The 26455-nt window shown below is 38.1% G+C and carries 21 protein-coding genes, 1 pseudogene and 2 riboswitches; all 22 genes and pseudogenes read left to right on the top strand.

The annotated features are described in order from the left end of the window. Positions 1–281: 281 nt before the first annotated feature. The 22 genes and pseudogenes from ACFO3P_RS02735 (at position 282) to ACFO3P_RS02840 (ending at position 26454) form a co-directional block, all read left to right on the top strand. On the top strand, positions 282–1115 hold the full coding sequence (locus tag ACFO3P_RS02735) for a sugar phosphate isomerase/epimerase family protein (protein ID WP_289584958.1): 834 nt from the start codon (positions 282–284) through the stop codon (positions 1113–1115). A gap of 18 nt (positions 1116–1133) precedes the next feature. Further along, complete coding sequence (locus tag ACFO3P_RS02740) at positions 1134–2075, top strand: aldo/keto reductase (RefSeq protein WP_289584959.1); 942 nt, start codon at positions 1134–1136, stop codon at positions 2073–2075. A 215-nt stretch (positions 2076–2290) separates the two neighbouring features. Next, positions 2291–3205: a helix-turn-helix domain-containing protein gene (locus tag ACFO3P_RS02745; RefSeq protein WP_289584960.1), complete on the top strand. Its 915-nt coding sequence runs from the start codon at positions 2291–2293 to the stop codon at positions 3203–3205. Between the two features lie 616 nt (positions 3206–3821). Next, positions 3822–4853, top strand: a complete 1032-nt coding sequence (iolG, locus tag ACFO3P_RS02750) for a bifunctional inositol 2-dehydrogenase/D-chiro-inositol 1-dehydrogenase (RefSeq protein WP_289584961.1) — start codon at positions 3822–3824, stop codon at positions 4851–4853. Positions 4854–4905: 52 nt separating this feature from the next. Beyond that, the gene (locus ACFO3P_RS02755) at positions 4906–5772 is read left to right on the top strand and encodes a sugar phosphate isomerase/epimerase family protein (RefSeq protein WP_289584962.1); all 867 of its coding nucleotides are present in this window, start codon (positions 4906–4908) and stop codon (positions 5770–5772) included. A 202-nt stretch (positions 5773–5974) separates the two neighbouring features. After that, positions 5975–7357, top strand: coding sequence for a sugar porter family MFS transporter (locus tag ACFO3P_RS02760; RefSeq protein WP_289584963.1), 1383 nt, complete (start codon positions 5975–5977; stop codon positions 7355–7357). Positions 7358–7679: 322 nt separating this feature from the next. Then, a pseudogene (locus ACFO3P_RS02765) lies at positions 7680–8213 on the top strand (sugar phosphate isomerase/epimerase family protein); the annotation flags it as partial. A gap of 318 nt (positions 8214–8531) precedes the next feature. Continuing rightward, positions 8532–9743 carry an MFS transporter gene (locus ACFO3P_RS02770; RefSeq protein WP_289584964.1) on the top strand — a complete coding sequence of 404 codons (1212 nt, stop codon included), beginning with the start codon at positions 8532–8534 and terminating at the stop codon, positions 9741–9743. 37 nt (positions 9744–9780) lie between these two features. Next, the gene (locus tag ACFO3P_RS02775) at positions 9781–10713 is read left to right on the top strand and encodes a TIM barrel protein (protein ID WP_042531699.1); all 933 of its coding nucleotides are present in this window, start codon (positions 9781–9783) and stop codon (positions 10711–10713) included. Between the two features lie 227 nt (positions 10714–10940). Beyond that, complete coding sequence (locus tag ACFO3P_RS02780; RefSeq protein WP_212928718.1) at positions 10941–12308, top strand: alanine/glycine:cation symporter family protein; 1368 nt, start codon at positions 10941–10943, stop codon at positions 12306–12308. A 650-nt stretch (positions 12309–12958) separates the two neighbouring features. Further along, positions 12959–13059, top strand: a riboswitch (TPP riboswitch). Between the two features lie 104 nt (positions 13060–13163). Next, positions 13164–13273, top strand: a riboswitch (TPP riboswitch). A 141-nt stretch (positions 13274–13414) separates the two neighbouring features. Next, the gene (locus tag ACFO3P_RS02785; protein WP_289584965.1) at positions 13415–14188 is read left to right on the top strand and encodes an ABC transporter ATP-binding protein; all 774 of its coding nucleotides are present in this window, start codon (positions 13415–13417) and stop codon (positions 14186–14188) included. Positions 14189–14191: 3 nt separating this feature from the next. Further along, a complete protein-coding gene (locus ACFO3P_RS02790; RefSeq protein ID WP_289584966.1) occupies positions 14192–14932 on the top strand; it encodes an ABC transporter permease in 741 nt (246 codons plus the stop codon). A 1-nt stretch (position 14933) separates the two neighbouring features. Further along, positions 14934–15947: an ABC transporter substrate-binding protein gene (locus ACFO3P_RS02795; protein ID WP_289584967.1), complete on the top strand. Its 1014-nt coding sequence runs from the start codon at positions 14934–14936 to the stop codon at positions 15945–15947. A 259-nt stretch (positions 15948–16206) separates the two neighbouring features. After that, positions 16207–17211, top strand: coding sequence for a LacI family DNA-binding transcriptional regulator (locus ACFO3P_RS02800; RefSeq protein ID WP_193062829.1), 1005 nt, complete (start codon positions 16207–16209; stop codon positions 17209–17211). A 249-nt stretch (positions 17212–17460) separates the two neighbouring features. Beyond that, on the top strand, positions 17461–18252 hold the full coding sequence (locus ACFO3P_RS02805) for a sugar phosphate isomerase/epimerase family protein (RefSeq protein ID WP_193062831.1): 792 nt from the start codon (positions 17461–17463) through the stop codon (positions 18250–18252). 134 nt (positions 18253–18386) lie between these two features. Next, positions 18387–19589 (top strand): diphosphate--fructose-6-phosphate 1-phosphotransferase, encoded by a 1203-nt coding sequence (locus tag ACFO3P_RS02810; protein ID WP_193062833.1) that lies wholly within the window; start codon positions 18387–18389, stop codon positions 19587–19589. Positions 19590–19651: 62 nt separating this feature from the next. Beyond that, on the top strand, positions 19652–20650 hold the full coding sequence (locus ACFO3P_RS02815) for a Gfo/Idh/MocA family oxidoreductase (protein ID WP_193062835.1): 999 nt from the start codon (positions 19652–19654) through the stop codon (positions 20648–20650). Positions 20651–20663: 13 nt separating this feature from the next. After that, the gene (gene iolD, locus ACFO3P_RS02820; protein ID WP_193062837.1) at positions 20664–22568 is read left to right on the top strand and encodes a 3D-(3,5/4)-trihydroxycyclohexane-1,2-dione acylhydrolase (decyclizing); all 1905 of its coding nucleotides are present in this window, start codon (positions 20664–20666) and stop codon (positions 22566–22568) included. A gap of 28 nt (positions 22569–22596) precedes the next feature. Continuing rightward, positions 22597–23409 carry a 5-deoxy-glucuronate isomerase gene (iolB, locus tag ACFO3P_RS02825; protein WP_193062839.1) on the top strand — a complete coding sequence of 271 codons (813 nt, stop codon included), beginning with the start codon at positions 22597–22599 and terminating at the stop codon, positions 23407–23409. A 72-nt stretch (positions 23410–23481) separates the two neighbouring features. Next, complete coding sequence (iolE, locus tag ACFO3P_RS02830) at positions 23482–24420, top strand: myo-inosose-2 dehydratase (protein WP_193062841.1); 939 nt, start codon at positions 23482–23484, stop codon at positions 24418–24420. A gap of 28 nt (positions 24421–24448) precedes the next feature. Further along, positions 24449–25483, top strand: a complete 1035-nt coding sequence (locus ACFO3P_RS02835; RefSeq protein ID WP_193062843.1) for a Gfo/Idh/MocA family oxidoreductase — start codon at positions 24449–24451, stop codon at positions 25481–25483. A gap of 119 nt (positions 25484–25602) precedes the next feature. Continuing rightward, entirely contained in the window at positions 25603–26454 is an 852-nt protein-coding gene (locus ACFO3P_RS02840; RefSeq protein ID WP_193062845.1) for a transketolase, read from the top strand. Position 26455: the final 1 nt, after the last annotated feature.

The following is a 26455-nucleotide window of genomic DNA, read 5'->3' on the forward strand; positions in this document are numbered from 1 at the left end:
ACTTAAGTTCATACGCTTTTTAAATGGAATGGATATTATTTAATCAATATTGTCTCCATAATACAAAAGATAGGCATCAAATTATAAATATTTATCCTCTTCCTTGATTTAGACTGAAAAACATAACAATAAATTCACAAGAAGATAATAGTAACTTATTGCAATCATTCACAGGTTGCATTATATTTCCAAAAATAATGCAAGCGCTTTAATGGAAGGTGTATACCAATACAAAGCAAACATGTGATAGGACGCCTATTATCTACAAGGAGGATAAAAAAATGAAACTCTGCTATAACCAAGCAACTACATTAGAGAATTCAAACCTTGCCAAGGATCTCGAATACTGTGAGAAGCATGGCTATGACTATATCGAGATTCGCACAATGGATAAATTGCCGGAATACTTGCGAGACCATTCGATGGAAGAATTACAAGATTATTTCCAAAACCATCATATTAAACCAATCGCTTTAAATGCGCTGGTATATTTCAATAACCGCGAGGACGAGGAACAAGTCATCGAAGAATTTAAAACGATGGTGGATAACGCCAATGAGCTGGGAGCTGCTTATGTGGTCGTGGTGCCATTAGTAACTGATCAGGCGCTTCTTAAGGAAGATATTAAAGTGAGTGCAGTCAGTATGTTGAACCAATTCGCGGACATAGCAGAAGCGCAAGATGTGAAGGTGGCATTGGAATTTGTTGGGCATCCGGAATGTACAATTAATACCTTTGAACAGGCTTATGATATTATTGATACGGTAGACAGAAAAAGTGTTGGTTTAGTTTTTGACTGTTTTCACTTTCATGCAATGAATTCAGATTTTGAATTTCTGAAGAAGGCGGATGGAGAGAAAATCTTTATTTTACATATCGATGATACAGAGGATTACCCTGTCGGAGTACTTCGGGACGAACATCGTGTCTGGCCTGGGGAAGGTGTCATTGATCTGGAGAAGTTGCTGCAGACAGTAAAAGAGATTGGTTATAAAGAAGATCTTGTCTCTGTTGAATTGTTCCGTCCGGAGTATTATCAAATGCCTGCGGAGGAAGTGATTCGAACAGCGAAAGAAACGACACTGAAATCTATCGCAGCTAGCATTCATTCATAGATTAGAGGAGGAGGAAACATGGTACAAAAAGTGCAGATCGCAAAAACAGATTTAGTTGTTAACCCGATAGGATTAGGAACCAATGCAGTTGGAGGTCATAACCTATACCCGAATCTGAAGGATGAACAAGGAATGGATATGGTTCGGGATGCCATCAATCACGGCGTAGATTTTTTAGATACTTCTTTTATTTATGGACCGGGTTATTCGGAAGAGTTAGTAGGAAAAGTCGTGAAAGACATGGGCAAGCGTCAAGAAGTAGTCGTCGCCACAAAGGCTGCTCATAAGTTTGTAGATGGAGAGGTGCAGTTTGATAATTCTCCGGCATTTTTAAAGCAAGCTGTAGATGATGCGTTAAAGCGTATACAAACAGATTATATTGATTTATTTTATATTCATAATCCCGATGAAAATACGCCTAAAGATGAGGCGGTTGGTGCATTGAAAGAATTGAAGGATGCAGGAAAAATCCGTTCTATCGGTGTTTCCAATTTTTCATTGGATCAGTTAAAAGAGGCAAACAAAGACGGATATGTGGATGTCGTCCAAGATTTATATAATTTGATCCAAAGAGATGCGGAGCAAACATTTTTTGATTATACGAAAGAAAATGACATCTCCTTTATTCCATTCTTTCCGCTTGCTTCTGGGTTGCTCGCTGGCAAATACGATGAAAATACGACGTTCCCAGAAGGGGATTTACGCAATGGTTTTGACCATTTTCAGGGAGAGTCCTTCCGGAAGAATCTTGCCAGGGTGGAGAAGCTGCGAGAGATTGCTGCAGCTAAACAGGTGGAAATTCCTCATTTAATATTAGCTTGGTATTTGGCTAATGATGCCATTGATGTTGTTATTCCTGGAGCAAAGAACGGCTCGCAAGTGCAAAATAACCTGCAAACATTAGATGTTGCTATTTCAGATGAAGAGTATAAAGCAATCAGCGATATTTTTGCTTTGTAAGCTGCTGCATGAAATGAATGGCTGTTACTTATTATTTAGGTGACAGCCTCTGTTTATTCTTACACAAAGGGATAAAAAGCTTGTTATCAATATAAATTGGAATACTTCTATATATGCTTGACACCGATTGATTCCGGGTGCTGTTAAAAAGCTTCTTGTCTTTTTAGAAAATGCGTTAGAGCTTTTTAACTTCATGGGAAAGGTTGTATAAAAGGATGAAAAATCTATTTGAAGGAAAAAAAGATTTAAATAAATATGTTACTTCTATTTCGATATATGGAGCTGAGTTTCGAGTTTATTATTGGGGAGGATGGCAGCGTCATTTTGGCACAAAAGCGCATGTACACAGTTTTTTTGAGGTGTCTTATGTACTTGGCGGAACTGGAGAATACCAGGAAAGGGATGTTAGTTACCCGCTGGCTCCGCACTCTCTTATTTTGACGCAGCCTAATCAGGAACATAAAATATCCAGTGCACAAGGAATGTATTATTTATATTTTGCATTTGAATTAAAAGAAAGTGATTCAGCTAAGAAATGGAGACATTATATACAAGATTTGCAGCAAGAGGTGCAGCCTGTCATCCATTCGCAAGAAGAAGCGATACATGCTTATTTATGGAAAGCACTCTATCAGTCTGCGATAGATGTAGAACATAGATGGAAAGAAGATATGCTTAAACAGCTTGCTTCTAATTTACTGCCTGCTATATTCGACTCCTTTTACCCATTACCTGAACAGGAATCCAGTTTAAAAGATAATGATGATGATTTTGATGAAAGAAAAATTTTAGTTTATCGAGTTAATCTTTATATAAAGGACAATCTGCAAAAAAATCTTAAAATATCAGAGGTCGCAGATGACTTCTATGTTTCGAAGCGCCATTTGTCCCGGTTGATCAGAGAGGAGACGGGCAAGACATTTACAGAGATTTTACAGGAAGAGCGTCTGAGTTTAGCTACGGAATATTTACGAGGAACCAAGATGTCGATTAAAGATATCGCTACGGCTTGTGGATTTTCCAGCCTGCATTATTTTACAAAAGTATTTACGCAGATTATACGAACTCCTCCAGCGAAATATAGAAAGATATATCAAGGGACGGTGGAATCTGAATTTAAGGAAAGCTAAATAAGGTAAATACAAAATCTTCCCTAAAACAATATATACATGTATTAAAAAACTCTTTCCTAATATAAAAGCTGGGAAAGAGTTTTTTAATGAAATGAATGCTTCAAATATATTTTGATTTAAAAAAAGCTGTCCTATATTTCTTTTGTATATGGAAGAAATAATTAACGATTTTCTTTTTACCGGCGAAATACATCCTACCAATGCCAAATATTTCTTTACTAAGTCTGAACTGCCCTCCCCAGCCATGTCCTGAAAATGCAAAAAAATGGCTGAATTATGCAAATACAATTTAAATATCTTTCTCTATAATATACCAATAGATATGATTACTTCATGGGTATATTTTGATTATTTATTAATTATTTTTGAAATAGTAATCGATTTCAAAAAATGTAATATACGCTGTACAAAAGGAATGCATCACTTATCATTGGAAAGCTATGATTATTTCTGTTTCTATAAGTCTTTAAAAACAGAAGGGTATCCATTTGTTTGTGAGTAGAGCGAGCTTCATTCTTCTATAAAAAGAAAACGCATTCAATATGTTGAATAAGTGATGCTTCTAAAAAGTAATCGGTATGTTAATCCAATAAAGGAAGGGCAGGTAACTTTTATGGTTTTAAGAATAGGTGTTATCGGAACAGGAGCAATTGGGCAGGATCATATTCATAGAATTACACACTCTCTGACAGGAGGAGAGATTGTCGCTGTAACCGATGTAAATAGTGAACAGGCACATGCAGTTGTGGAACGCGAAAGTCTGCAGGCGAAAGTGTACGATAATGGTCATGATTTGATTCAAGCGGATGAAGTAGATGCCGTCATTGTCACATCTTGGGGGCCAACTCATGAAGAGTTTGTGTTAGCTTCGATTGCAGCTGGAAAACCTGTATTTTGTGAAAAGCCGCTTGCGACAACAGCAGAGGGGTGTAAGCGAATCGTAGAAGCTGAAATGGAATATGGGAAACAGCTGGTACAGGTAGGTTTTATGAGACGATATGATAAAGGATATCGTACGTTGAAACAGGCTGTCGATAATAACAAGGTTGGTGAACCGTTGATGCTGCATTGTGCACACAGAGCACCTTCTGTTACGAATTTTAGCGGTGATATGGCAATTACGGATTCGTTTGTACATGAAATTGATGTGCTGAGATGGCTGATTCAGGATGATTATGTTTCTACACAGGTTATCCAGCCAAGAAGAACAAACCTTGCTGAAGAAGGGCTGCAAGACCCGATTATTATATTATTAGAAACGAAAAAAGGGATTCGTATCGATACGGAGATTTTTGTTAACTGTCAATATGGATATGATATTCAATGTAAGGTTGTCGGGGAGACGGGCATAGCTAATTTACCGGAACCGCCTAGCCTTCAAATGCGCAGTCAAGCCAAGCTTTCCACTGATATTCTAGTAAACTGGAAAGAACGCTTTATCGAAGCATATGATGTTGAATTACAAGAGTGGATCAATTCTACGGTCAAAGGTGAGGTGCATGGTCCGTCAGCATGGGATGGTTATGTTGTAGCAGTGACAACGGATGCAAGTATTGAAGCGAAACAAACAGGAAAAATCGTTCCAATAGAAATGCCTGAACAGCCAGCTTTTTATCAAGAGGCTAAAGCAGAACATACTGTTTAAAGGTGATGAAACAAAAATAGTATCAGACAAATTTTTAAAGGAGATGAATAGAATGCGTTTAGCTTATGATCCATCACATTATCGTGATAATACGAACTTAAGGGATACGATTGAGAATGTTGCTCGGTTAGGTTATGAGTATGTGGAGCTTTCCCCGCGGGAGGATTTTATCTGGTTCAATCAATATCCAAAAGTCGATAAGCAGTTAATCAAAGATTTAAAGAGATATTGCTCCGATGCCGGCGTGAAAATTTCATCGGTACTTCCTGTGCAGCAATGGTCTTCTCCCGTAGAAGAAGTAAGGGAAGCAGCGGTTAGAAATTGGAAGCGCTGTATCGAAATCACCTCTGAGCTGGATGTCGATTTGATGAATACAGAATTTGCTGGAGATAAAACACGTCCGACAGACAGTGAAGCAGCATTCGTGAAATCAATGGATGAATTGATGCCTCTTTTTGAAAAAGAAGGAATCAGGTTAAATATCCAATCGCATCCGCATGATTTTATTGAACTGAATACGGAAGCAGTCCGTATGATTCGTGCGTTAGATAAAGATTGGATCAAGCTGGTTTATTCTGTACCGCATGCTTTCTTCTATGATGATGGGATTGGAGATGTGGAGCAACATTTGGAGGAAGCTGGCGACTTGCTTGACCATGTATTGATTGCAGATACGCTGAATCATAAAGCAGCATTTGGGCTGCGTTACATTATCAATCCTCCCGGTGCTAATGTGACCATTCACCAGCATTTAAATCCAGGCGAGGGAGAAATCAATTTTGATGCGCTATATAAGAAGCTAAGAGAAATGAAGTTTGATGGGATTGTGACAAATGCGGTATTTGCTTATCCGGATCGACCGGAGTGGTCCAATGAATTAACGTTGAAATCTATTAAAGAGGGTTTACATTTGGATTAATAAATAGCATGTAAAAATAGAAGGTTAGAGATATAGATGTTTACTCCGTAATATCAGGTATACATAACAGTTTGTATGCTTGATATTACCCTTAAAAAAACTGGTGGATAAACCATGTATGAAGAAAAGCGGTTGAATATGATTGTAAGCGCTTTATTAAGTGTACGCTTTAAAGGGGTATCTTCAAGGGAGGAAAGAGAAAGTGAACACAAAACAAAACTCATTTTTAATTAAGGTTATTATGGTTTCGACATTAGGCGGGCTTCTTTTTGGATATGACACAGGTGTTGTAAACGGTGCGCTGCCTTTTATGGCCGAGTCACTTGATTTAAACTCATTTACACAAGGATTGGTGGCAAGTGCGCTTCTGCTTGGAGCTGCAGTTGGTGCTGTGACAGGAGGCCGGCTGGCTGATTATTTAGGACGTCGTAAAAATATTGTTTATTTAGCTCTGTTATTCTTTTTTGCTACGCTTGGCTGTACACTAGCCCCTAACATAACAGTTATGGTTATTTCTCGTTTCGCCTTAGGAGTTGCCGTAGGGGGAGCTTCTGTAGCGGTGCCTGGTTATCTGGCAGAGATGTCTCCTGCTAACAGAAGGGGGAAATTAGTTACCATCAATGAGCTGATGATTGTATCAGGACAATTGATAGCTTTCATTGTTAATGCGATACTTGGTAACATGGCAGATGTTATTCCAGAAGTATGGCGTTATATGTTAGTTATTGCAGCAATTCCAGCAGTATTGTTATTCTTTGGAATGTTAAAAATGCCAGAAAGCCCTCGTTGGCTTGTGTCAAAGAATCGAACAGATGAAGCTTTGGAGGTTCTTCGCAGAGTTCGCAGCGAGGAAGAAGCACAGATTGAATTGAATGAGATTAAAGAATCCTTTGCGAAAGAAAATGAGAAAGAAAAAACAACGTTTAAGAACATGCTTCAGCTAAAGTGGGTACGTCGTATTCTATTCCTTGGGATTGGTATATCGCTTGTCCAGCAAGGTACTGGCGTAAATTCGATTATGTATTACGGAACACAGATCCTCCGGGATGCAGGGTTTGCGACGCAAGCTGCCTTAGTAGCAAATATTGCTAATGGAGTTATCTCGGTGTTAGCAACTTTTCTTGGAATCTGGCTTCTTGGAAAAGTAGGCCGGCGCCCTATGCTGATTGTCGGACAAATTGGAACAACAAGTGCCTTGCTTCTTATTGCGATATTTGGAAATGTGCTTGTTGATTCTTCGGCGCTTCCTTATGTTGTCCTAACGTTAACGGTTACGTTCCTTGCATTTCAACAAGGTGCTATATCTCCGGTAACATGGCTGATGCTGTCAGAAATATTCCCGACCCGTTTTCGCGGTATAGGAATGGGAACTGCAGTCTTCTGTATGTGGATTTTTAATTTCTTAATTAGTTTAGGTTTTCCCGTATTGCTGGATAAAACAGGTTTATCGATTACGTTCTTAGTATTCGTTGCTTTGGGAATTTTATTGATTACCTTTGCAGCAAGATATTTGCCGGAAACCAAAGGGCTGACATTAGAGCAATTAGAACAGCGTTTTCGGAAGCATGGTGAGCAAAAGGCTTAGGGTAAATCATTAAGCTTACGCAGGCATCAAATAAAGTGAAACTTCCTTCAGTGGGGGATTCTTTCATCTCCCACTTGGAAATAATATGTTTCCTTCATTTCTTGAAGTGAGAGTCTTAAAAAAGTTCTTCGATTGAATGAGTAATCGCAGTAATGTTGGAAGATTAAATCAAATGAATCAAGGTTTGAAGTGATAGAAAAGCGTATGAACTTGAAAGGATATTCAAGCTCATACGCTTTTTCTATTGAATTTAATTTCCAACCTTATCTAATAATATTGTTAGTAATCTCTTTTCATAAAAATTTTGGCTCTGTAATACCAGAAGGAGGCATCAAATTATCAGTGGGAAAAAGTGGCTATTCCGTATTGGCAGGAGTTAGTGAAAAAAGCAGAAGCGTGTGGTATCGAGAAAATTGCACTAGAGAATTTCAGTGCACAGCTGGTTTATAATCCAGAAACATTATTTCGATTACGTAATGCTGTAGGTCCTATCGTGGGCTTGAATTTAGATCCAAGTCATTTAATTTGGATGGGAGCAGATCCGATTCTGGCTGCTAGAGAGCTGGGAGATGCGATTCATCATGTCCATGGTAAAGATGTACGTTTAGAACGGCACTTATCTGGTGTAAATGGTTTGCTAGAAACAAAAGAAATCGATGATGTAGCAAATAGAGCCTGGAATTATGTAGCTGTAGGATGCGGTCAGGATTTACAGTGGTGGAAAGAGTTTTTCTCTGTCGTTAAAATGATGGGATACGATGGGTATGTTTCTTTAGAAATGGAAGATTTAACGATGACTCCTGAAGCAGGGGTCCGGACCTCTGTTGATGCTCTCAAACAAACATTGAGCTTTTAATAAGCAAAGCTAAAGCAGTTTCTAAAATGAAAAGCTGTTCCTGATAAATCTTGTTGTAAAACTAGATGGACAGGACAGCTTTTTTGATACTTAATCAGAAGAACACAAGATAAATATATTGATTTATATACTAAGCAGGGAATGAAATGCTGGTATTTATCTACTTGCTTTTTTAAGAACAAGCTGACTTCAGAATGCAAAAAACGGTCAGCAAATTATAAATACTTTTATCGTTTTTTTATTTAAACTGGAAGTGAGTAGATTAAAACTATTTCAGATCCATATATAGAAAAAAGATAATTAGAAAGTAGGTTATCCATGACAAAAGCAATGAACAGGAACAAAAATTTATTTATGCTGGTATCGTTTTTATTATGGTTTCCGCAATTTATGTATGTTCCAACCTTATCTCCGTATATGGAGCATACAGGGATTCCATATTCCTTTATCGGGGTTATCCTGGGCAGCTACGGATTAACCCAATTATTGTTTAGGCTGCCAATTGGGATAACCTCCGACATCATAAAACTAAGAAAACCATTTATCCTCTTTGGCATGTTTATTAGCATGCTCAGCTGTTTTATATTTCTAACGATGGATGGGGCTGGATGGTTATTGTTTGCACGTGCGCTGGCCGGACTTGCAGCTGCATCATGGGTTGCTTTTACTGTCTTATATCCCATTTATTTTTCAGAGGATAAGGTGCATATAGCAATGGGAAGTATTTCTTTTATTGTCGTGCTGGCTCAATTTCTTGGGATGAGCTTTAGCGGCTATATTGTTGAGGAATGGGGATGGAAGGCGCCATTTTGGATTGGCAGTGTGTTCAGTGTGATTGGATGGGGGCTGGCTTTCTTTATTTATGAACCAAAAAATAAGAAAGTCTCCGAGCCCATTAAGCTAAAAGTATTAATACATATTATCCGCGAACCGTCGCTATTAAAAGTGTCTCTGTTATCCATATTGGCTCATAGTATTATTTTCTCGACCATGTTTGGCTTTACATCAACGTTTGCGTTACAGACAGGTTTTGAAGCGAGTGAGATTACATGGATTGTAGCTGCTTTTATGGTGCCGCACGCGATTGCGACGCTTTTTATGGGAAACGTGATTATTCCTCGCTTAGGAGAGGGGAAGTCCTTGGTGGCTGCCTTTTTGCTGGTGACGATAGCTACTGTGCTTATTCCGTTCGCACAGCTGAAGAGTATCTTTTTGGTCATTCAGGGATTGCAGGGCTTTTCCTTAGGAATGATTTTCCCGCTGCTGCTGGGGATGTCTATCCAATCGATTAAACCTGCAAAAAGAGCAACAGCTATGGGGGCGTATCAATCTATCTATGCAATAGGTATATTTGTTGGTCCATTTTTAGCAGGAGTGGTTAATTCGCAGTTTGGTCTCGCATCTGGGTTCTATTTTGCAGGTGGATTAGGGATGATAGCGACGCTGCTTGTCGCCATTTGGTATAGGGGGAAGATATTTACTCGTCTTTCATTTGGCAATAAGGATACAAAGAAGCATCATGCAATTTAAAACTACTAACATTATATGATAGGAGGCAGAAGGAATCATGACAATAAACATTTCGGGTGCGCCATGCTGCTGGGGAGTTGATGATCCTAAGAACCCTTACCTTCCAGATTGGAAAGACGTTTTAAAAGAAGCGCATCTGGCCGGATTTACAGGGGTTGAGACAGGTCCGTACGGTTATTTACCCCTTGATACAAGTGTTTTAAAAGAAGAACTGGAAAAAAATGAACTTACGATTGTAGCAGGGACTATCTTTGATGATCTTGTCTCCGAGGCCAATCTGCCTAATCTGCTTCAACAAGTAGAGGCTATTTGTTCTTTAATCACGCAGATGCCGCAAGAACAAGCGGGAGACAATCAAAAGTTTAAGACACCTTATCTGATTGTGATTGATTGGGGCCATGATGAAAGAGATTATGCAGCAGGTCACCCTGATCAGGCGCAGAGATTATCAAATAAGGCATGGGGTAATATGATCTCTCATATTACCCAAATTGCAAAGAAAGCTGCGCAAGAATACGGTGTTCGTGCAGTGGTGCATCCACATGCCGGTGGGTACATTGAATTTTCGGATGAAATATTGAAACTGACAGAGGACATTCCGTATGAAGTAGCCGGTCTTTGTTTAGATACAGGACATTTACTTTATTCAAAAATGGATCCGATAGAATGGCTGGAAAAGCTATATCATCGTGTAGACTATATTCATTTTAAAGACATTGATATAGATGTCTACCGACAAGTCATGAATAAAAAAATCCGTTTTTTTGATGCCTGTGCGGAAAATGTAATGTGTCCTATAGGTGAAGGTGTTATTGATTATAAAGAAATATATGAGTTATTAGCTGTAAAATTAAAATATGAAGGGTTTATCACGATCGAGCAGGAGCGTGATCCTCGAAATGCAGGCAGCAGTTTAGCCGATGTGAAAAAAAGTGTCGCATTTTTAGAAGAGCTTGGGTTTAATAAATAAGTTCAAGCTTTCCAATGTAATTGTAATAAAGCGTATGAATAAGGCCACCCAGCCCAGCTTTATACGCTTTTTACAGTAATTTATCACACCGTGTCAAATTACTTTACACTTCTTCATTTTCTCATAGATTTTTAGATGATATTCATGTAAAATAAATACAATTACTGTAATTGTATTTTTGTGAAAAAACAGACAATTGAAAAGGGGGAGATGTGGAAGTGGAAAGCATACAGGCAATAGTGGATACGGTTAATGGTATCGTCTGGGGGCCGATTACGCTCGTACTGATTGTAGGAACGGGAATATTTTTAACATTGCGTCTGGGATTTTTACAAGTAAGAGATTTACCTTATGCGCTTAAATTAACATTCTCTAAAAGTAAAAATAAAGACAAAAACGAAAAAGGAGATATTTCTCATTTCCAATCATTGATGATTGCTATGGCGGCGACACTGGGAATTGGTAATATGACTGGAGTTGCTTCAGCTGTGCTCCTTGGCGGTGTTGGTGCGCTATTTTGGATGTGGCTGGCGGCATTTTTTGGGATGGCCACAAAATATGGTGAAGCTATCTTAGCTGTTAAATACCGTACCGTCAATCATAAAGGGGAAATATCAGGCGGTCCAATGTATTATATTGAAAAGGGATTGGGCTGGAAATGGTTAGCTGTTTTGTTTGCGCTGTTTGGCTTTTTAGCATCCTTTGGAATTGGAAATATGACGCAATCGAATACTGTTGCCGGTTCCTTACAAGCTACTTTTAATATTAACCCATGGGTTACGGGAATCATCTTGATGGCGCTCACTGCATTAGTTTTGCTTGGCGGAGTGAGAGGCATTGGAAGAGTAACTGCTATCTTTGTCCCATTTCTGGCTTTGTTTTATATAGCTGGCGGACTGATTATTGTTATTTTAAATATTACGGAAGTTCCTGCGGCGTTTGCAGTTATTTTTGAGGCTGCATTTAATCCGGAAGCTGTCGGCGGGGGAGCTATCGGTTTAGCGATTCGATACGGGATTGCCCGCGGGGTGTTCTCCAATGAAGCGGGTCTTGGTTCAGCGCCAATTGCGGCAGCGGCAGCGAAGACGGATTATCCAGGGCGGCAGGCGTTAGTATCGATGACAGGAACATTTCTGGATACGATCGTGGTTTGTACGATTACCGGACTTGTTGTGGTGATGAGCGGGCTGCATTTGCAATTTGGAGCAGATGCAGCACCTGTCATTACAGGAGAAGCTTTTGACTTTTTCTTGCCTGGATTAGGTAATTATATTGTTGTATTCGGCCTTATTTTCTTTGCTTATTCCACTATTCTGGGCTGGTCCTATTATGGGGAGAAATGCTTCGGTTATATTTTTGGAGATCGAAATACAATCTATTATAAAATCATTTTCTGTCTGGTTATCCTGTTTGGTGCGGTTCAATCTGTGCAGTTAGTATGGGATCTTGCGGATATATTCAATGGATTAATGGCAGTGCCCAACTTGATTGCGCTCTGTTTATTATCCGGCGTGATTGTATCTGAAACAAATAAATTTAGAGAAGTACGGAGAAAGGAAAAAGAGGAGGAGAGGAAGCAGAAGCTGGCTGGTTAATGATTGCTGTAATAAATGATAAAGTTACAGTAATTTTCTATCGGACATATAAAGGAAATAATTGAGGGGAAATCAATTCGTATAAAAAGTGACTTCTTTGCATCCATGGAAGTCACTTTTTAGGTTTCTCAATAATTGAATTTAATTGCAGCTATAGGATTTATTCGTTCTAAAAGGTTGTCTTCAGGATTTCCAAATAATATCACTTCTCCAGTAACAAGAGTCCCGTTTACAAGAGGACAGCTATGTAAGCCAAGCTGAGCTGTTCTTTTTAATCTGTTTTATTTATTATAAAATACCTTTAGAAATAATAGATGCTCCTATCCTCATATAACAGGAGTATCTCAGTAAAAGTTATTCTTTTTATTTTATTATACCGTTGTATATCCTATATTATTTCACCAAATTTCACCTGAAAACATATTAAAATAGGCGGATATATCTTCTTTTATATACAAACAAATCTCATGATTTTAAAAGATAAATTAGAATAATTTGCATATTATAATTTTATATGTTTAAATAGATTCTACTTTAAGTTATTTTTCCTACAGTTCTCTATAGATGTGGCTGATGAAAATAACATTGTGAATCTTAACGTATTTTTCAATCATACAAGTTCATTTATAGAATCAAAAATTTCATATTTCTATAATCACTAGGGGAGCGATTTTTATCGCTGAGAAAGGAAACTTGACTCTTATAACCTGATTTAGTTAAGACTAACGTAGGGAAGTGATGACTTACTTAAGTAGATAATAATCTAGTTATGTATTCATTTCCCATTCATCTGTATTCGTTGAATGGGTTTTTTAATGCTTATGTCATAAATTCAATAAAAGAGATACCAATTTAATAAGAATGTAGGGGGACCAGTGTTGCTGGTTGAGATACTATCCGTAAGATATAGACCCTTAGAACCTGATCTGGTTGAGACCAGCGTAGGGAACATGCAAAGTAATTTCTATCATAAGGAAATGTATGTACCCTGGGCTTCATGTCTGGGGTATTTTTATTTGGAAGGAGGTTTGCATATTTAATTAGTTGATGATTGCTTTTAAGACATAATAATACACTTTTTGTTAGAGGGAAGGTGAGAACGAAGGATGAGAGAACAAAATAAAAAAATAGCTCTTCAGTTTCAAAACGTAAATTTCTATTACAAAAATGATGCAGGGAAAATTCCTATATTAAAAAATATGAATCTTTCTATTGCGGATGGTGAATTTGTAAGCATTATCGGTGCAAGTGGGTCCGGCAAGTCGACAATTTTCCGTCTAATTGTCGGATTGGAGGAACTGAAAAGCGGAACTATCTATTTAAACGAGGATCCAGTAACCAATCGTTCTGGAAAAGTTGGTTATATGCCTCAACAGGATTTATTGATGCCATGGCGGACTGTTCAACAAAATGCAGCTCTTCCATTGGAACTGCAAAAGGAAAATCATCTCGATAGAAGAACTGTTCAAAACTTGCTGGAGGCCTTTGGGTTAAAAGGATACGAGAATAAATACCCTCATGAATTATCTGGGGGAATGCGGCAACGGGTTTCCTTTTTAAGAGCCACGTTATCCGGATCTAATGTGTTGTTGTTGGACGAACCTTTTTCAGCCTTAGATGCAATGACCAGGTTATATATGCAGGAATGGTTATTAGAACAGTGGGAACAACAGCAATCTACTATTTTGTTTATAACACATGATATTTCAGAAGCATTATTTTTGTCTGACCGCATTTTCGTCATTACGGATACCCCATTTACAACATTAAAAGAAATTAACGTACCTTTAGAACGACCAAGACGGCAATACGATTTAGATAAAAAAGAAGTGACGGAGCTAAAAAATAATTTACTTGATCAGTTTCGGATGAGGGTGTAAACCATGAAAAATTATCTTTATTCTATTATTTTGATCACAATCTTTTTACTTATATGGGAAGCTGGAGCGCGGTTTATTGATACATCATTTATTTTACCAGCGCCAACCGAAATTGTGATGAAGCTATGGGAATTAAAAACAGAGCTCTTGTTGCATCATCTTCCTATTACGCTTCTTGTTATTTCCATTGGACTTGGGATTTCATTGGTACTGGGAGTTACTTTAGCAATAAGCATGAATCTATCTAAAACATTACAACAAGCGATTTATCCGATTTTAATTGCATCACAAACTATTCCTATTATTGCATTGGCGCCCATTTTTGTACTTTGGTTCGGATATTCCATCTGGAGTAAAGTTATCGTTACAATTATCATTACCTTTTTTCCTATTACCGTCAGTACATTCGATGGTTTTCGGTCAACAAGCAAAGAGCTGAAAGAATTATTTCAAACATTAGGTGCATCTAAAAGACAGATTTTTTTCAAATTAGAAGTCCCATCTGCACTGCCATCTTTTTTTTCAGGGCTAAAAGTAGCGGTGCCGATGAGTGTGATTGGAGCAGCAATAGGAGAATGGCTGGGTGCACAAGCAGGTTTAGGGTATTTTAGTCGTCGGATGATGACACAGTTTAATGGAGCGGGTGTTTTTGCTCCAATTGTTCTTCTTTCTTTGATTGGAATTTTATTGTTTATTACTGTTGTTTTATTAGAAAAATATATATTGAAATGGAGAAGATCTTAATATGAAAAAATTATCAATAATAGTTGGTATTCTAATAAGCTTTATTAGTTTAAGTGCTTGTGGAAATGAAAAGGAAGAATCTATAGCAGAGGATAATAAAAACGTAAAAGAAACAAATACCGTTTCTATTATGCTTGATTGGTACCCGAATGCTGTACATAGTTATCTATACGTAGCAGAAGAGAAAGGGTATTTTGAAGAAGAGGGAATCGATGTTGATATTCAATTTCCAGCAAATCCGACAGATCCGCTGTCACTTGCAGCTTCAGGCAATGTGACGATGGGATTATATTACCAGCCTGATGTGATTGCAGCAAGAGCAAATGAAAATATCCCTGTTAAATCCGTGGCTGCTATTGTTCGGGAGCCATTAAATCACATTGTTTACCGTTCCGATGATCCGGTAAATTCTCCGAAAGATTTAGAAGGGAAGCAGGTAGGGTATCCTGGAATTCCTGTTAATGAAGCAATTGTTCAAACAATTGTTGAACATGACGGTGGAGATTATGAAAAAGTAGATATGCTGAATGTGGAATTTGAATTGGGTTCTTCTCTTATTTCTGAGCAGGTTGATGCTGTAAGTGGTATGTATGTAAACCATGAAGTGCCAGTTCTGCGCAGTGAAGGCTATGATATTGATTTTATTAATCCAGTAGATTACGGGGTTCCTCACTTTTATGAAATTGTCGCTGTTACCAGTGACGAGACATGGGAAGAGGAACAGAAAAATATTGAAGCATTTTGGCGGGCTGCACGAAAAGGATATGATTTCATGATTGAAAATGAAGAAGAGGCACTGCAAATCCTGCTTGATCACCAGGATGAAGGAAACTTTCCCTTAGAAAAAGAAATAGAAACAGAAAGCTTGTCTATTCTCTTACCAAAAATGGAATCAGAGCAAGGTTTTGGATCACAAGAAAAAGCTTCATGGGAAGAAACAGCAAAATGGTTAAAGGAATATGGAGTAATTAAAGAAATTCCAAACATCGATGATATATTTATCAATATTGAATAATAATTATTATTTTTTGAGGAAAGCCATTATTGACAGTAATGATTCAATTGAAGAAAAAAGAGTTATTAAACGAGAATATCAAGAAAAACTTATCTAAATCGAGTGCAGTTCCCTTTTATGAAAGTTTTAAAATCCAGTTATACCATGTATAATAGGGCTATAAACATAAAGTCAATGGATACAATATATTAAATAGACTATAAAATAGCGCTTAAATAAATGAAAAGGAATTAGTGAAATGGGAAGAGGGACTGGTAGGATGAAAGTGACGATATATGATGTAGCAAAGGAAGCAAATGTATCGATAGCAACTGTTTCAAATGTCATCAATAAAAAAGGGAGGATTGGTGAAAAAACAAGAAAACGGGTTTACGAGGCAATGGAAGCATTGAATTATGAACCCAATGTAATCGCATCTGCATTAATGGGGAAGCAAACAAAAACAATTGGTCTGCTTATTCCTGATTTAGCTAATCCTTTTTTTTCAGAGCTGGCAAGAAGTATTGAAGACCGCAGTCATGAGCTTGGTTATAATATTGTAATTTGCAGTACAGATTATCAGGAAGATAAAGAAAATAAATATATCGGCTTATTAAAACAAAAAAGAGTAGACGGCTTTATATTTGCATCTGGTTTTGAAAAACTGACAAGAGTGGAAGAATTAATGAAAGAAGATATCCCCATAGCTATTGTAGCTAGAGATTATCCAAATTTCTCTGTTAATGCTGTAGTAATTGATGATTACATGGGCGGGTATATAGCTGCGGAACATTTAATTGAGAAAGGTCATAAGAAAATCAGTGTGGTTGCAGTGGATATATATAGCAACCGGGAAAGAATACGCGGTTTTAAAGATGCCTTGTCCAAGCATCATTTGCAAATCGCCCAAGAAATTGATTTTATCGGAGAAATAGACAAAAATCATATGGATGTCGGCAGAAAAGTGGCGGAGAGATATCTCCAATGTGAAGATAGAGCCACTGCTATGTTTGCTTGTAATGATTTATTAGCAATTGGAGCCATTCAAGCGGCGAAACAAGCAGGCTTAAAAGTGCCGGAGGATTTGTCAGTTGTCGGGTTCGATAATACGAATATAGCATCAATTGTTGACCCGCCATTAACCACTGTTTCACAGCCTATACAATTAATGGGACGAGAAGTGATGGATTTAATTATTTCTGTGTTTAAAGGAGAAAGAGAGGATAATGTACGTGTGACATTGACACCTACATTAGTTGAAAGAGAATCAACAAGTGAATTATAAACATCAAAAAATGAATGGAGCAAGAAGCTTTATTCATTTTTGATTGACTTATTGTGTTTTAATGAATACAATAGAAATATATAATTTGGATAAAGCGCTTAATCAAAAGGCGAGGGATTGTACAAATAGCTTGCATCGCAATGATATGTATTTCTTGGCTGCAAATAGAATCCTCACTAAAATTGGAAGCGCTTTATTTGAGGAGGGCTAATTATTAATAGAAATAAAATTGGGATTTGTCTATGGTCCTTGCCAATTGAAGGTCCTTATGGCTGTAAGTTAGCTGCTGATTTGGGATTAGAAGGTATCCAGCTGGAATTGGGTTCATACGAAAAGAATTTTCCTTTATCAAAAAAGAGTGTTCAAGAAGCATATCTTGAAGCTGCGGAGAAGTATAATATTACCTATCCATCGATTGCGGTAAGGGTTACAGATGATTATAGTATTACTGATTCAGATGAATCAAAGAGCAGAAAAATTATAATGGAAGCGGTCGAAAAAGGGATTGATACTGCAAAAGCAATGAATATCCCGGTGGTGATGATACCTACCTTTGAAAAAAGCGAGATAAGAACAGCTTCTGATTTCCAAAAGGTCGTAGAAGTATTTAAACATATATGTGATTATGGCTTAGAAAAAGGAATTACAATAGCTGCTGAAAACGTACTTTCTGTGGCTCAAACACTGGATTTGTTTGAAAAAGTTGGTAAGCCTAATTTACAGCTTTATTTTGACACGCAGAATTACTATTTAAATAAAGGCTATGAAACGCCCAAAATGATTAAAGAGTTCATTCCTTTGTTTTGCAATCAGCTTCATGTAAAAGATGGGAAAGGTAAAGATCTGAGCGGTGCTCTACTAGGAGAAGGAGATACCGATTTTTATGAATCTATAAAGGAGTTAAAGAAACATCGTTATTCTGGCTGGTATATTATAGAGAATTATTATAATCAAAAGCCATTATCATCACTTCATGATGACCCGGTAGAAATCTTAAAAAAAGATGTTGGCATACTTAAAGAAGCGATAAAAAATTATTAATTTTTAACCGCTGCATCTATATTAATAATAAAAAATGAAGAAATAGCATTGACTTATTTGGTTTTAGTGCATAAAATGAATACTATAACCATAAGGTGAAGCGCTTAATCAAAATGTGAGAAGGAGAGAAATAAGTGTCTTTTAATACAATGATTGTTCAATCTGGCGGTCCGACAGCTGTTATTAATAATTCATTAATCGGTATAGTAGATGGTTTAACCAGTCATTCCTTCGATGGAGAAATTTATGGGGCTGTCGGTGGGATTTATGGTCTATTACATGAAGATTTTATTTCTTTATCTTCTTTATCAGCCAGTGAACGTTACCAATTACGTTGGACCCCTGGGGCAGCACTTGGAACCTGGCGTCATAAATTGGTAGAAACAGACTTAGAAAAGATTATCCAAGTTTTAAAAAAGAATCAAATCAGATATTTCTTCTACATTGGCGGAAATGGTTCCATGAATGTTGCAAAAATGGTAGATGATGCTGCAAAACACGCTGGCTATGAACTAACCGTTATTGGCGTTCCTAAGTCCATTGATAACGATTTGATTGGGACGGATCACACGCCGGGTTATGGGAGTACAGCGAAATTTCTGGCTACATCCGTGCTTGATGTCAATATGGATATGATCAGTTATCCAGAAAGTAATGGCGTTACTATTATTGAAACGATGGGAAGGCATACGGGCTGGCTTGCCGGTGCTTGCTCTTTGGCTGAAGATTATTTACAGGGAAACAGCCAATTGTTGATTTATATTCCAGAAGTTCCTTTTCACATGGAAACATGTTTAAAAAAACTCACCAATGCTCACAAGGAAAAAAGAAATACAATACTCGTTGCAGCAGAAGGAATTCGAAAAGAAAATGGACAGCTGGTATGTGACGATTTGGCTTATGATGCATTAGGGAGGCCGAAATTAGGAGGGGTATCTTCTTATTTAAAAGATACCATTGAAGAACAGGCTGATATCAAAGCGCGCTATATAACAGCCAGCGTGTGGCAAAGAAGCAGTATGACACTTGCTTCTAAAACAGATGTAGATGAAGCTTACAAACTGGGAATACATGCGGTTTTATTGGCACATGCTGCATACAGCGGTGTTATGGTAGGGTTGAAGAGAGAGGAAAGTGACGAGGATTACGATGTTTCTTATCAAAAGATACTTTTATCGCAAGTAGTTGGCAAAGAAAAGTTTATTCCGAGAAATTGGTATAATCAGAAAGAAAATACAATGAAAAAGGAATTTAAATCCTATGCTTCTCCAATTATTCAAGGAGAGATGGTTGTTCCTATGAAGGAAGGTCTTCCAATTTATCAACGAGTTATTTAATATTTTTTGCTGTTTTGATAAAACGCTTAAACGTAAATAATTCGAGGAAAGGTAGTGATGAAATGAAAAAGGTACGCTGTGCTGTTATCGGTGTGGGCAGGCTGGGTATTGTTCACGCAAAAAACATTGAAACTGGCGTTAAAGGAGCTGAAGTGGTTGCTGTTGCAGCTTCGAGAATAGAAAGTGCCAAGAGAGCTGCTGAAGAGCTGGGGATTTCCCGATGGACGAATGATTTAAAGGAAATATTTGAAGATGAAAATATTGATGCAGTTATTATCGTAACTCCAACGAATACACATGCAGATTTAATTATTCAGGCAGCAAGAAGCAAGAAACATATTTTTGTAGATAAGCCGGTGACAGAAACGCTGGAGCAGGCATCTGAGGTAATCAAAGAAGTGAAAGAAAACGGTGTATACTGTCAGGTTGGCTTTATGAGAAGGTTTGACCCGGCCTACGTGACTGCGAAATCTCGTATTGTAAATGGAGATATTGGTCAGCCGCTATATTTCAAAGGAATAAGCAGAGATCCAGGCTCTCCGCCAGAATCTTTTATCAAAACTAGCGGAGGTATATTTATAGATTTAAATATTCATGAATACGATATTGCGAGATTTTTAATTGGAGATGAAGTGAAATCCGTGCAATCGTTTGGAGAAGTGCTCGTCCATCCTTTTATGAAGAAGTATGAGGATGTAGACCAGTCTATTTCGGTACTAAACTTCCATAATAAAGGCGTTGCACAGATAGAAGGAAGCAGAAATTCCAGCTTTGGCTACGATGTTCGCGGTGAGGTAGTTGGTACAGAAGGGTCTATTCAAATTGGTTCTCTGCAGCACCATAACAATATTATATTACAAGACAATAAAAGCTATCATGATAATATTCCTGATTTTATCACAAAATTTGAAGACGCTTTCTTGGAAGAAGTAAAGCATTTTATTGAATGTATCCAAAATCAAGTGAAGCCAACCGTGGATGAAGTGGATGGAAAAAAATCTTTAGAGGTATCTATTGCAGCGACAGAGTCATTTAAAAAGCAAGAGATTGTTTACTTATAAGGAGGAATGAAAAATGGAATCTATTCAATATGCAAATGAAAGTGTTGAAGTAAAACCGCAAACAATTCGACTTACCATGGGACAAGCTTTGTTAAAATTCCTTGACAATCAATATATTGAATTCGATGGAGAAGAACGAAAATTTATCAAAGGGATGTTTGGTATTTTCGGACATGGAAATGCGACAGGCTTAGCAGAGGCTTTAGAAAGACAGGAAAGTAATCTGCCGCTTCTTCAAGGAAAAAATGAACAGGGGATGGTACATGCTGCAACGGCATATGCAAAGCAAAAAAATCGACTGGAGATTTTTGCGTGTACCACATCTATTGGTCCGGGGGCTTTAAATATGGTAACGGCAGCTGGAACAGCTACGGTTAATCGTATCCCAGTACTTCTTTTACCTAGTGATAATTTTGCTACCAGGCAGCCTGACCCGGTTTTACAGCAAATTGAAAACCCATCGGATTATACCGTTTCTGCTACGGATGCTTTTAAGTCGGTAAGCAGATATTGGGACCGGATCGTTCGTCCGGAACAGCTGATGACAGCAGCAATTAATGCAATGCGCGTTTTAACAGACCCAGTTGAAACAGGAGCAGTTACGTTAGCACTGCCGCAGGATGTTCAGGCGGAAGCTTTTGATTATCCAGTTGAATTCTTTAAAAAGCGTGTTCATGTAATAGAAAGAAGAACACCGAGTGAAGTAACGCTTGAACGGGCGGTTGAACTAATTAAATCGAAGAAAAAACCTTTTATTATCGCTGGCGGAGGTACACACTATTCATTCGCTGCGGAAGCGTTAAAGCAGTTTGCAGAAAGATTTGAAATCCCTGTTGGGGAAACACAGGCAGGCAAAAGTGCTATTGCATGGAACCATCCATTAAATATGGGAGGAGTTGGAGCAAATGGCTCCAAAGCATCTAATGTACTCAGCAAAGATGCAGATTTAATTATTGCAGTTGGAACAAGGCTTACGGATTTCTCAACATCATCAAAAGTAGCTTTTCAAAATCCAGATGTTTCGTTTTTAAATATTAATGTCAGTTCCTTTGATGCAATGAAAATGGAATCTCAACTGCTGGTGTCAGATGCTAAAACAGCATTAAATCAATTAGGAGAACAACTACAGAAAGTAAATTACAAAACGGCTTATGATGAAAATGAGCTGACCAGCTTAAAAGAAGCTTGGGATAATGAAGTAGATCGCTTATTTAATCTGAAAAGTGAAGAAGGGTTAGAGCAGTCTCAGGTAATCGGGGAGCTTAATCAATTTATTGATGAGAAGGATATTATCACATGTGCAGCTGGCAGTCTTCCAGGAGATTTACTGAAGCTGTGGAGAAGTAAACATCCGAAAACCTATCATATGGAGTATGGTTTCTCAACAATGGGATATGAAGTCCAGGCAGCGCTGGGAATTAAAATGGCTGAACCGGAACGGGAAGCTTATACTCTTGTAGGTGATGGAAGTTACCTGATGATGCATTCAGAGCTTGTAACCAGTCTTCAAGAAAAACAAAAAATCAATATTATTCTATTTGATAACCATGGTTTCCAATGTATTCATGGATTGCAGGTAGGACAAGGAAGTGAAGGCTTCGGAAATGAATTCCGCTACCGGGAACAATCTACGAATCAATTAAGCGGTGATTATATGGAAATTGATTTTGCCGCACATGCGAGAAGCTTAGGGGCAAAAGGATATACAGCCAATACCGTAGAAGAGCTCCGCGATGCATTGAAAAAAGCAAAACAGGATACGATATCTACTTTGATTCATATTAAAACACTTCCTAGTAAAGTGGAGGGCTATGATTCATGGTGGCGTCTGGGTGTTGCAGAGATTTCAAATAGCGAATCTGTAAAAAACGCCTATGAAAATATGGAAGAAAAATTGAATCAAGCAAGAAAATACTAAGCTTTAGATAGAATGAAGGAGGATAATTATGTCAGAATTATTAGTAAAACCAAAACAAACACCAGAGGCGGATGGAAGCGTTATTAAGGTGTCTCCGGAAGATGCTGGATGGGGATACGTTGGATTTGAAGTATATCAACTGCAGGAAGGTCAATCTTTTACAAAAGAAACTGGAGACAGGGAAGTAGCAGTTGTACTGCTATCCGGTAAAGCAGATGCTTCAACCAATTCAAGTTCCTGGGACAATATCGGCAAAAGAACAAGTGTATTTGATGATTCGCCTGCATATACGGTTTATGTGTCTTCTAATGATCAGATTAACTTAAAGGCACTTACGGATTTAGAAATTGCTGTGTGCTCTGCTCCAGGGAAAGGAACTTATGAAGCTCGGTTAATTACGCCGGAAGATGTGGCGGTAGCAAGACGCGGTTACGGAAGTTTAGAAAGAGAAATTCATAATATATTACCTGCGGATAAGCCGGCAGACAGCCTATTTATATTTGAAGTATTCACACCGGAAGGGAATTGGTCCAGTTATCCACCGCATAAGCATGATCAGGAAAAACTGCCTGAGGAAAGCTATCTGGAGGAAACATATTATCACCGTACCAATTCTCCAGAAAATGCTTTTGCAATTCAACGTGTTTATACGGATGATAAATCACTCAATGAAACAATTGTTGTAAAAGATGGTGATTTGGTCCTTGTGCCAAAAGGGTATCACCCTGTTTCGAATCCACCAGGATACAAATTATACTATTTGAATGTGATGGCTGGTCCAGTTCGCGAATGGAAGTTTACGAATGATAAAGACCACGAATGGTTGTTGGAGAAAAATTAGATGTGATAGGGGGCTGCCTCTAAATGAACAGGCAGCCTTCATCTAATTTTGGTTAAGAAAGGAAGGTAAATTATGAGCTTAGAAAAACTGCCATTTCAATTAGGAATCCATCCGATAAATTGGGTTGGTGAGGATGTCTTAGAGCATGGAGATTTTTATACGTATGAGCAAGTCATGTCTGAGATATCTGCCCTAGGATTTAAAGGTACAGAAGTAAGCAGAAAATTCCCCGCAGCTAAGCAAGATCTGAAACAAGCGCTTCAACAGCACGGCTTACAACTGACAACGCAATGGAAATCTGTGTTGTTCTCAGATCCAAAGCGGCATAAAGAAGAGTTGAAGGCTTATCGGGAGCATGCAGCGTTTTTAAAGGAATTTGGCTGTAAAGTGATTAGTACAGCTGAGATTGGCGGTTCCATCCTGAATCAGGATCCACGGCGCGGTCAGGATGAAACAGATGTAAAACGTTTGGACGAAGAAGGCTGGAAATACTTTGTGGAAGGACTGCATCAAGCAGGCCAAATCGCCAAGGATAATGATATGGATCTCGTTTATCATCATCATGCAGGAACAGTAGTGGAGCAGCCGGAGGAAATTGCTAAACTGATGGACATGACAGATGAAAACCTTGTGTCGCTTCTTTACGATACGGGACATGGCTATTATGGCGGAAATGCCCCGTTGACACTTTTAGAAAAATATTTCCATCGTGTGAAATATGTTCATTTAAAAGACGTACGTCAAGAAGTTTTAAACCAAGCTAGAGCAGAGAAATTTCCGATTAGGAAGTGCATTCGAAGCGGAATGTTTACAGTACCGGGAGACGGTGTACTTGATTTTGAGCCGATTTTTGAACTTTTAATCAAAAATAATTATTCTGGATGGGCTTTGATTGAGGGAGAGCAAGACCCAATTGACCATAATCCATATGAGTATGCTAAAAAGTCGAAGCAATTCATTCAGGATACAATCGAAAAAATAACCACATCAGATAAAACAAAACATTCGTGATGAAATGACAGCAGGGAGGATGAATCAAATGAAAGAGGTAATTCGTTGCGCAGTACTAGGGCTGGGAAGATTAGGATACTGGCACGCAGAAAATTTAGCATATCAGGTAAAAGGGGCAGAGCTTGTTACCGTTATCGACCCATTAGCTGGAAGAGCAGAACAGGTTGCGAAAGAGCTTGGTGTAAGCAATTGGTCACAAGAGCCAGATGTTGCATTTCATGATGACACGATTGATGCAGTTGTGATTGTTACACCAACATCAACGCATGCAAATTTAATTACACGTGCAGCTAAAAATGGGAAGCATGTTTTTGTAGAAAAGCCATTAACTCAAGAATTAAGTGATGCTGACAAAGTCATTAACACGCTGCAACAGGAGAATGTATTCTGTCAAGTTGGATTTATGAGAAGATTTGATCCTGCTTATGCGGAAGCGAAAAAGAGCATCGCAGCTGGAGATATTGGAAAGCCATTATATTTTAAAGCAGCAAGCAGAGATGGAAATGTTCCGCATGAAGAATTTATTAAACACAGCGGAGGGATTTTCCTGGATGTAGCTATCCACGACTATGATATTGCCCGTTTTTTAATGGGACAGGATGTATCTTCTGTTCAATCTACGGGAAGTATTTTACTAGAGTCCAATCAATTTATGGAGAAATATAATGATGTCGATCAAGGCTTAACTTATTTAACCTTTGATGGTGGTGCAACAGGTGATGTTGAAACCATGCGCATCGCTCCATATGCTTATGACATCCGGGGAGAAGTTGTCGGAACAGAAGGAGCTATCCAGATTGGTTCGATGCGTTCTACCGATGTAAAATTATTAACCAATAAAGGAAGTACCCATGATTTAATTCAGGATTTTCCATCCCGTTTTCAGAATGCTTATTTGTTAGAAATGATTCATTTTATTAGTTCTGTTCAGCAGGGAAAAACACCAAACTGTACTGCTGCTGATGGAAAAGCAGCTTTAGAAATTGCTTCAGCAGCAACAGAATCATTTCTTTCAGGTAAAAAGGTAGAGTTAAAGAAAGATACAGAGAAAACAGTGATTTAATATAACTAAATGTAATCTGAGAAATAAGAATAAAAACATTGGCTAATTTGTTAGCTGATGTTATACTTATAAGCATAAGATTAAGCGCTTAACCAAAATGTTTTTAGGAGGAGTAGAAAATGAGTACATTACTTCAAGAAGAACAAAAAGATTTACTAATTAACAAATCCAAGGAGGCTCGTAAGCAGCTTATTAAAGCGGTAAATCACGCTGGAGCGGGTCATATTGGCGGACCAATGTCGGCAATGGATCTATTCATAAACCTTTATTTCAATGAATTGAATGTATCTACGGAGGATCCAGACAATGATAATAGAGACCGATTTGTATTATCCAAAGGGCATTCAGCAATCGGTTTATACGCCGCGTTAGCCGTTCGAGGATTTTTTCCAATCGAAGAATTGAAAACATTTGATTCGCTAGATTCTCGCCTGCAAGCACACCCGGATATGACCATTCTGCCGGGATTAGATATGTCTACTGGATCGCTTGGCCAAGGGATATCAGCAGCTGTAGGAATGGCTCTTGGAGCAAAACTGCAGAATAAAGAGTTCCGTACTTACTGCATCGTTGGTGATGGAGAATCTCAAGAAGGTCAGGTATGGGAAGCGGCAGATGTCGCTTCAAAATATAAGCTGGATAATCTTGTTGCCATTTTAGATAATAATAAAATCCAACAATTCGGCTGGGATGCTGGCAACGGGAAGCGGGAAATACCTGCTGTCAATGCCCATGGACGCTGGGAAGCATTCGGATGGCATGTTATTGATATAGATGGCCATAATCATGAAGAAATCACAAATGCATTTCACGAGGCAAAACAGGTTTCAGGAAAGCCAACTATCATTATTGCAAATACAGTGAAAGGAAAAGGTGTCTCCTTTATGGAGGATACCATAAAATGGCATTCCAGAGTACCGACAGATGAAGAACTAGAGCTAGGTCTTAAAGAATTGGAAGCGGGGGTATAAC

This window comes from Oceanobacillus aidingensis (assembly GCF_042654105.1).
Taxonomy (GTDB): Bacteria; Bacillota; Bacilli; order Bacillales; family Amphibacillaceae; genus Oceanobacillus; species Oceanobacillus oncorhynchi.

Coding starts and splice junctions, on each gene's coding strand:
- ACFO3P_RS02735 (WP_289584958.1), top strand. CDS start 282: ATGAAACTCTGCTATAACCAAGCAACTACATTAGAGAATTCAAACCTT.
- ACFO3P_RS02740 (WP_289584959.1), top strand. CDS start 1,134: ATGGTACAAAAAGTGCAGATCGCAAAAACAGATTTAGTTGTTAACCCG.
- ACFO3P_RS02745 (WP_289584960.1), top strand. CDS start 2,291: ATGAAAAATCTATTTGAAGGAAAAAAAGATTTAAATAAATATGTTACT.
- iolG (WP_289584961.1), top strand. CDS start 3,822: ATGGTTTTAAGAATAGGTGTTATCGGAACAGGAGCAATTGGGCAGGAT.
- ACFO3P_RS02755 (WP_289584962.1), top strand. CDS start 4,906: ATGCGTTTAGCTTATGATCCATCACATTATCGTGATAATACGAACTTA.
- ACFO3P_RS02770 (WP_289584964.1), top strand. CDS start 8,532: ATGACAAAAGCAATGAACAGGAACAAAAATTTATTTATGCTGGTATCG.
- ACFO3P_RS02775 (WP_042531699.1), top strand. CDS start 9,781: ATGACAATAAACATTTCGGGTGCGCCATGCTGCTGGGGAGTTGATGAT.
- ACFO3P_RS02785 (WP_289584965.1), top strand. CDS start 13,415: ATGAGAGAACAAAATAAAAAAATAGCTCTTCAGTTTCAAAACGTAAAT.
- ACFO3P_RS02790 (WP_289584966.1), top strand. CDS start 14,192: ATGAAAAATTATCTTTATTCTATTATTTTGATCACAATCTTTTTACTT.
- ACFO3P_RS02795 (WP_289584967.1), top strand. CDS start 14,934: ATGAAAAAATTATCAATAATAGTTGGTATTCTAATAAGCTTTATTAGT.
- ACFO3P_RS02800 (WP_193062829.1), top strand. CDS start 16,207: ATGAAAGTGACGATATATGATGTAGCAAAGGAAGCAAATGTATCGATA.
- ACFO3P_RS02815 (WP_193062835.1), top strand. CDS start 19,652: ATGAAAAAGGTACGCTGTGCTGTTATCGGTGTGGGCAGGCTGGGTATT.
- iolD (WP_193062837.1), top strand. CDS start 20,664: ATGGAATCTATTCAATATGCAAATGAAAGTGTTGAAGTAAAACCGCAA.
- iolB (WP_193062839.1), top strand. CDS start 22,597: ATGTCAGAATTATTAGTAAAACCAAAACAAACACCAGAGGCGGATGGA.
- iolE (WP_193062841.1), top strand. CDS start 23,482: ATGAGCTTAGAAAAACTGCCATTTCAATTAGGAATCCATCCGATAAAT.
- ACFO3P_RS02835 (WP_193062843.1), top strand. CDS start 24,449: ATGAAAGAGGTAATTCGTTGCGCAGTACTAGGGCTGGGAAGATTAGGA.
- ACFO3P_RS02840 (WP_193062845.1), top strand. CDS start 25,603: ATGAGTACATTACTTCAAGAAGAACAAAAAGATTTACTAATTAACAAA.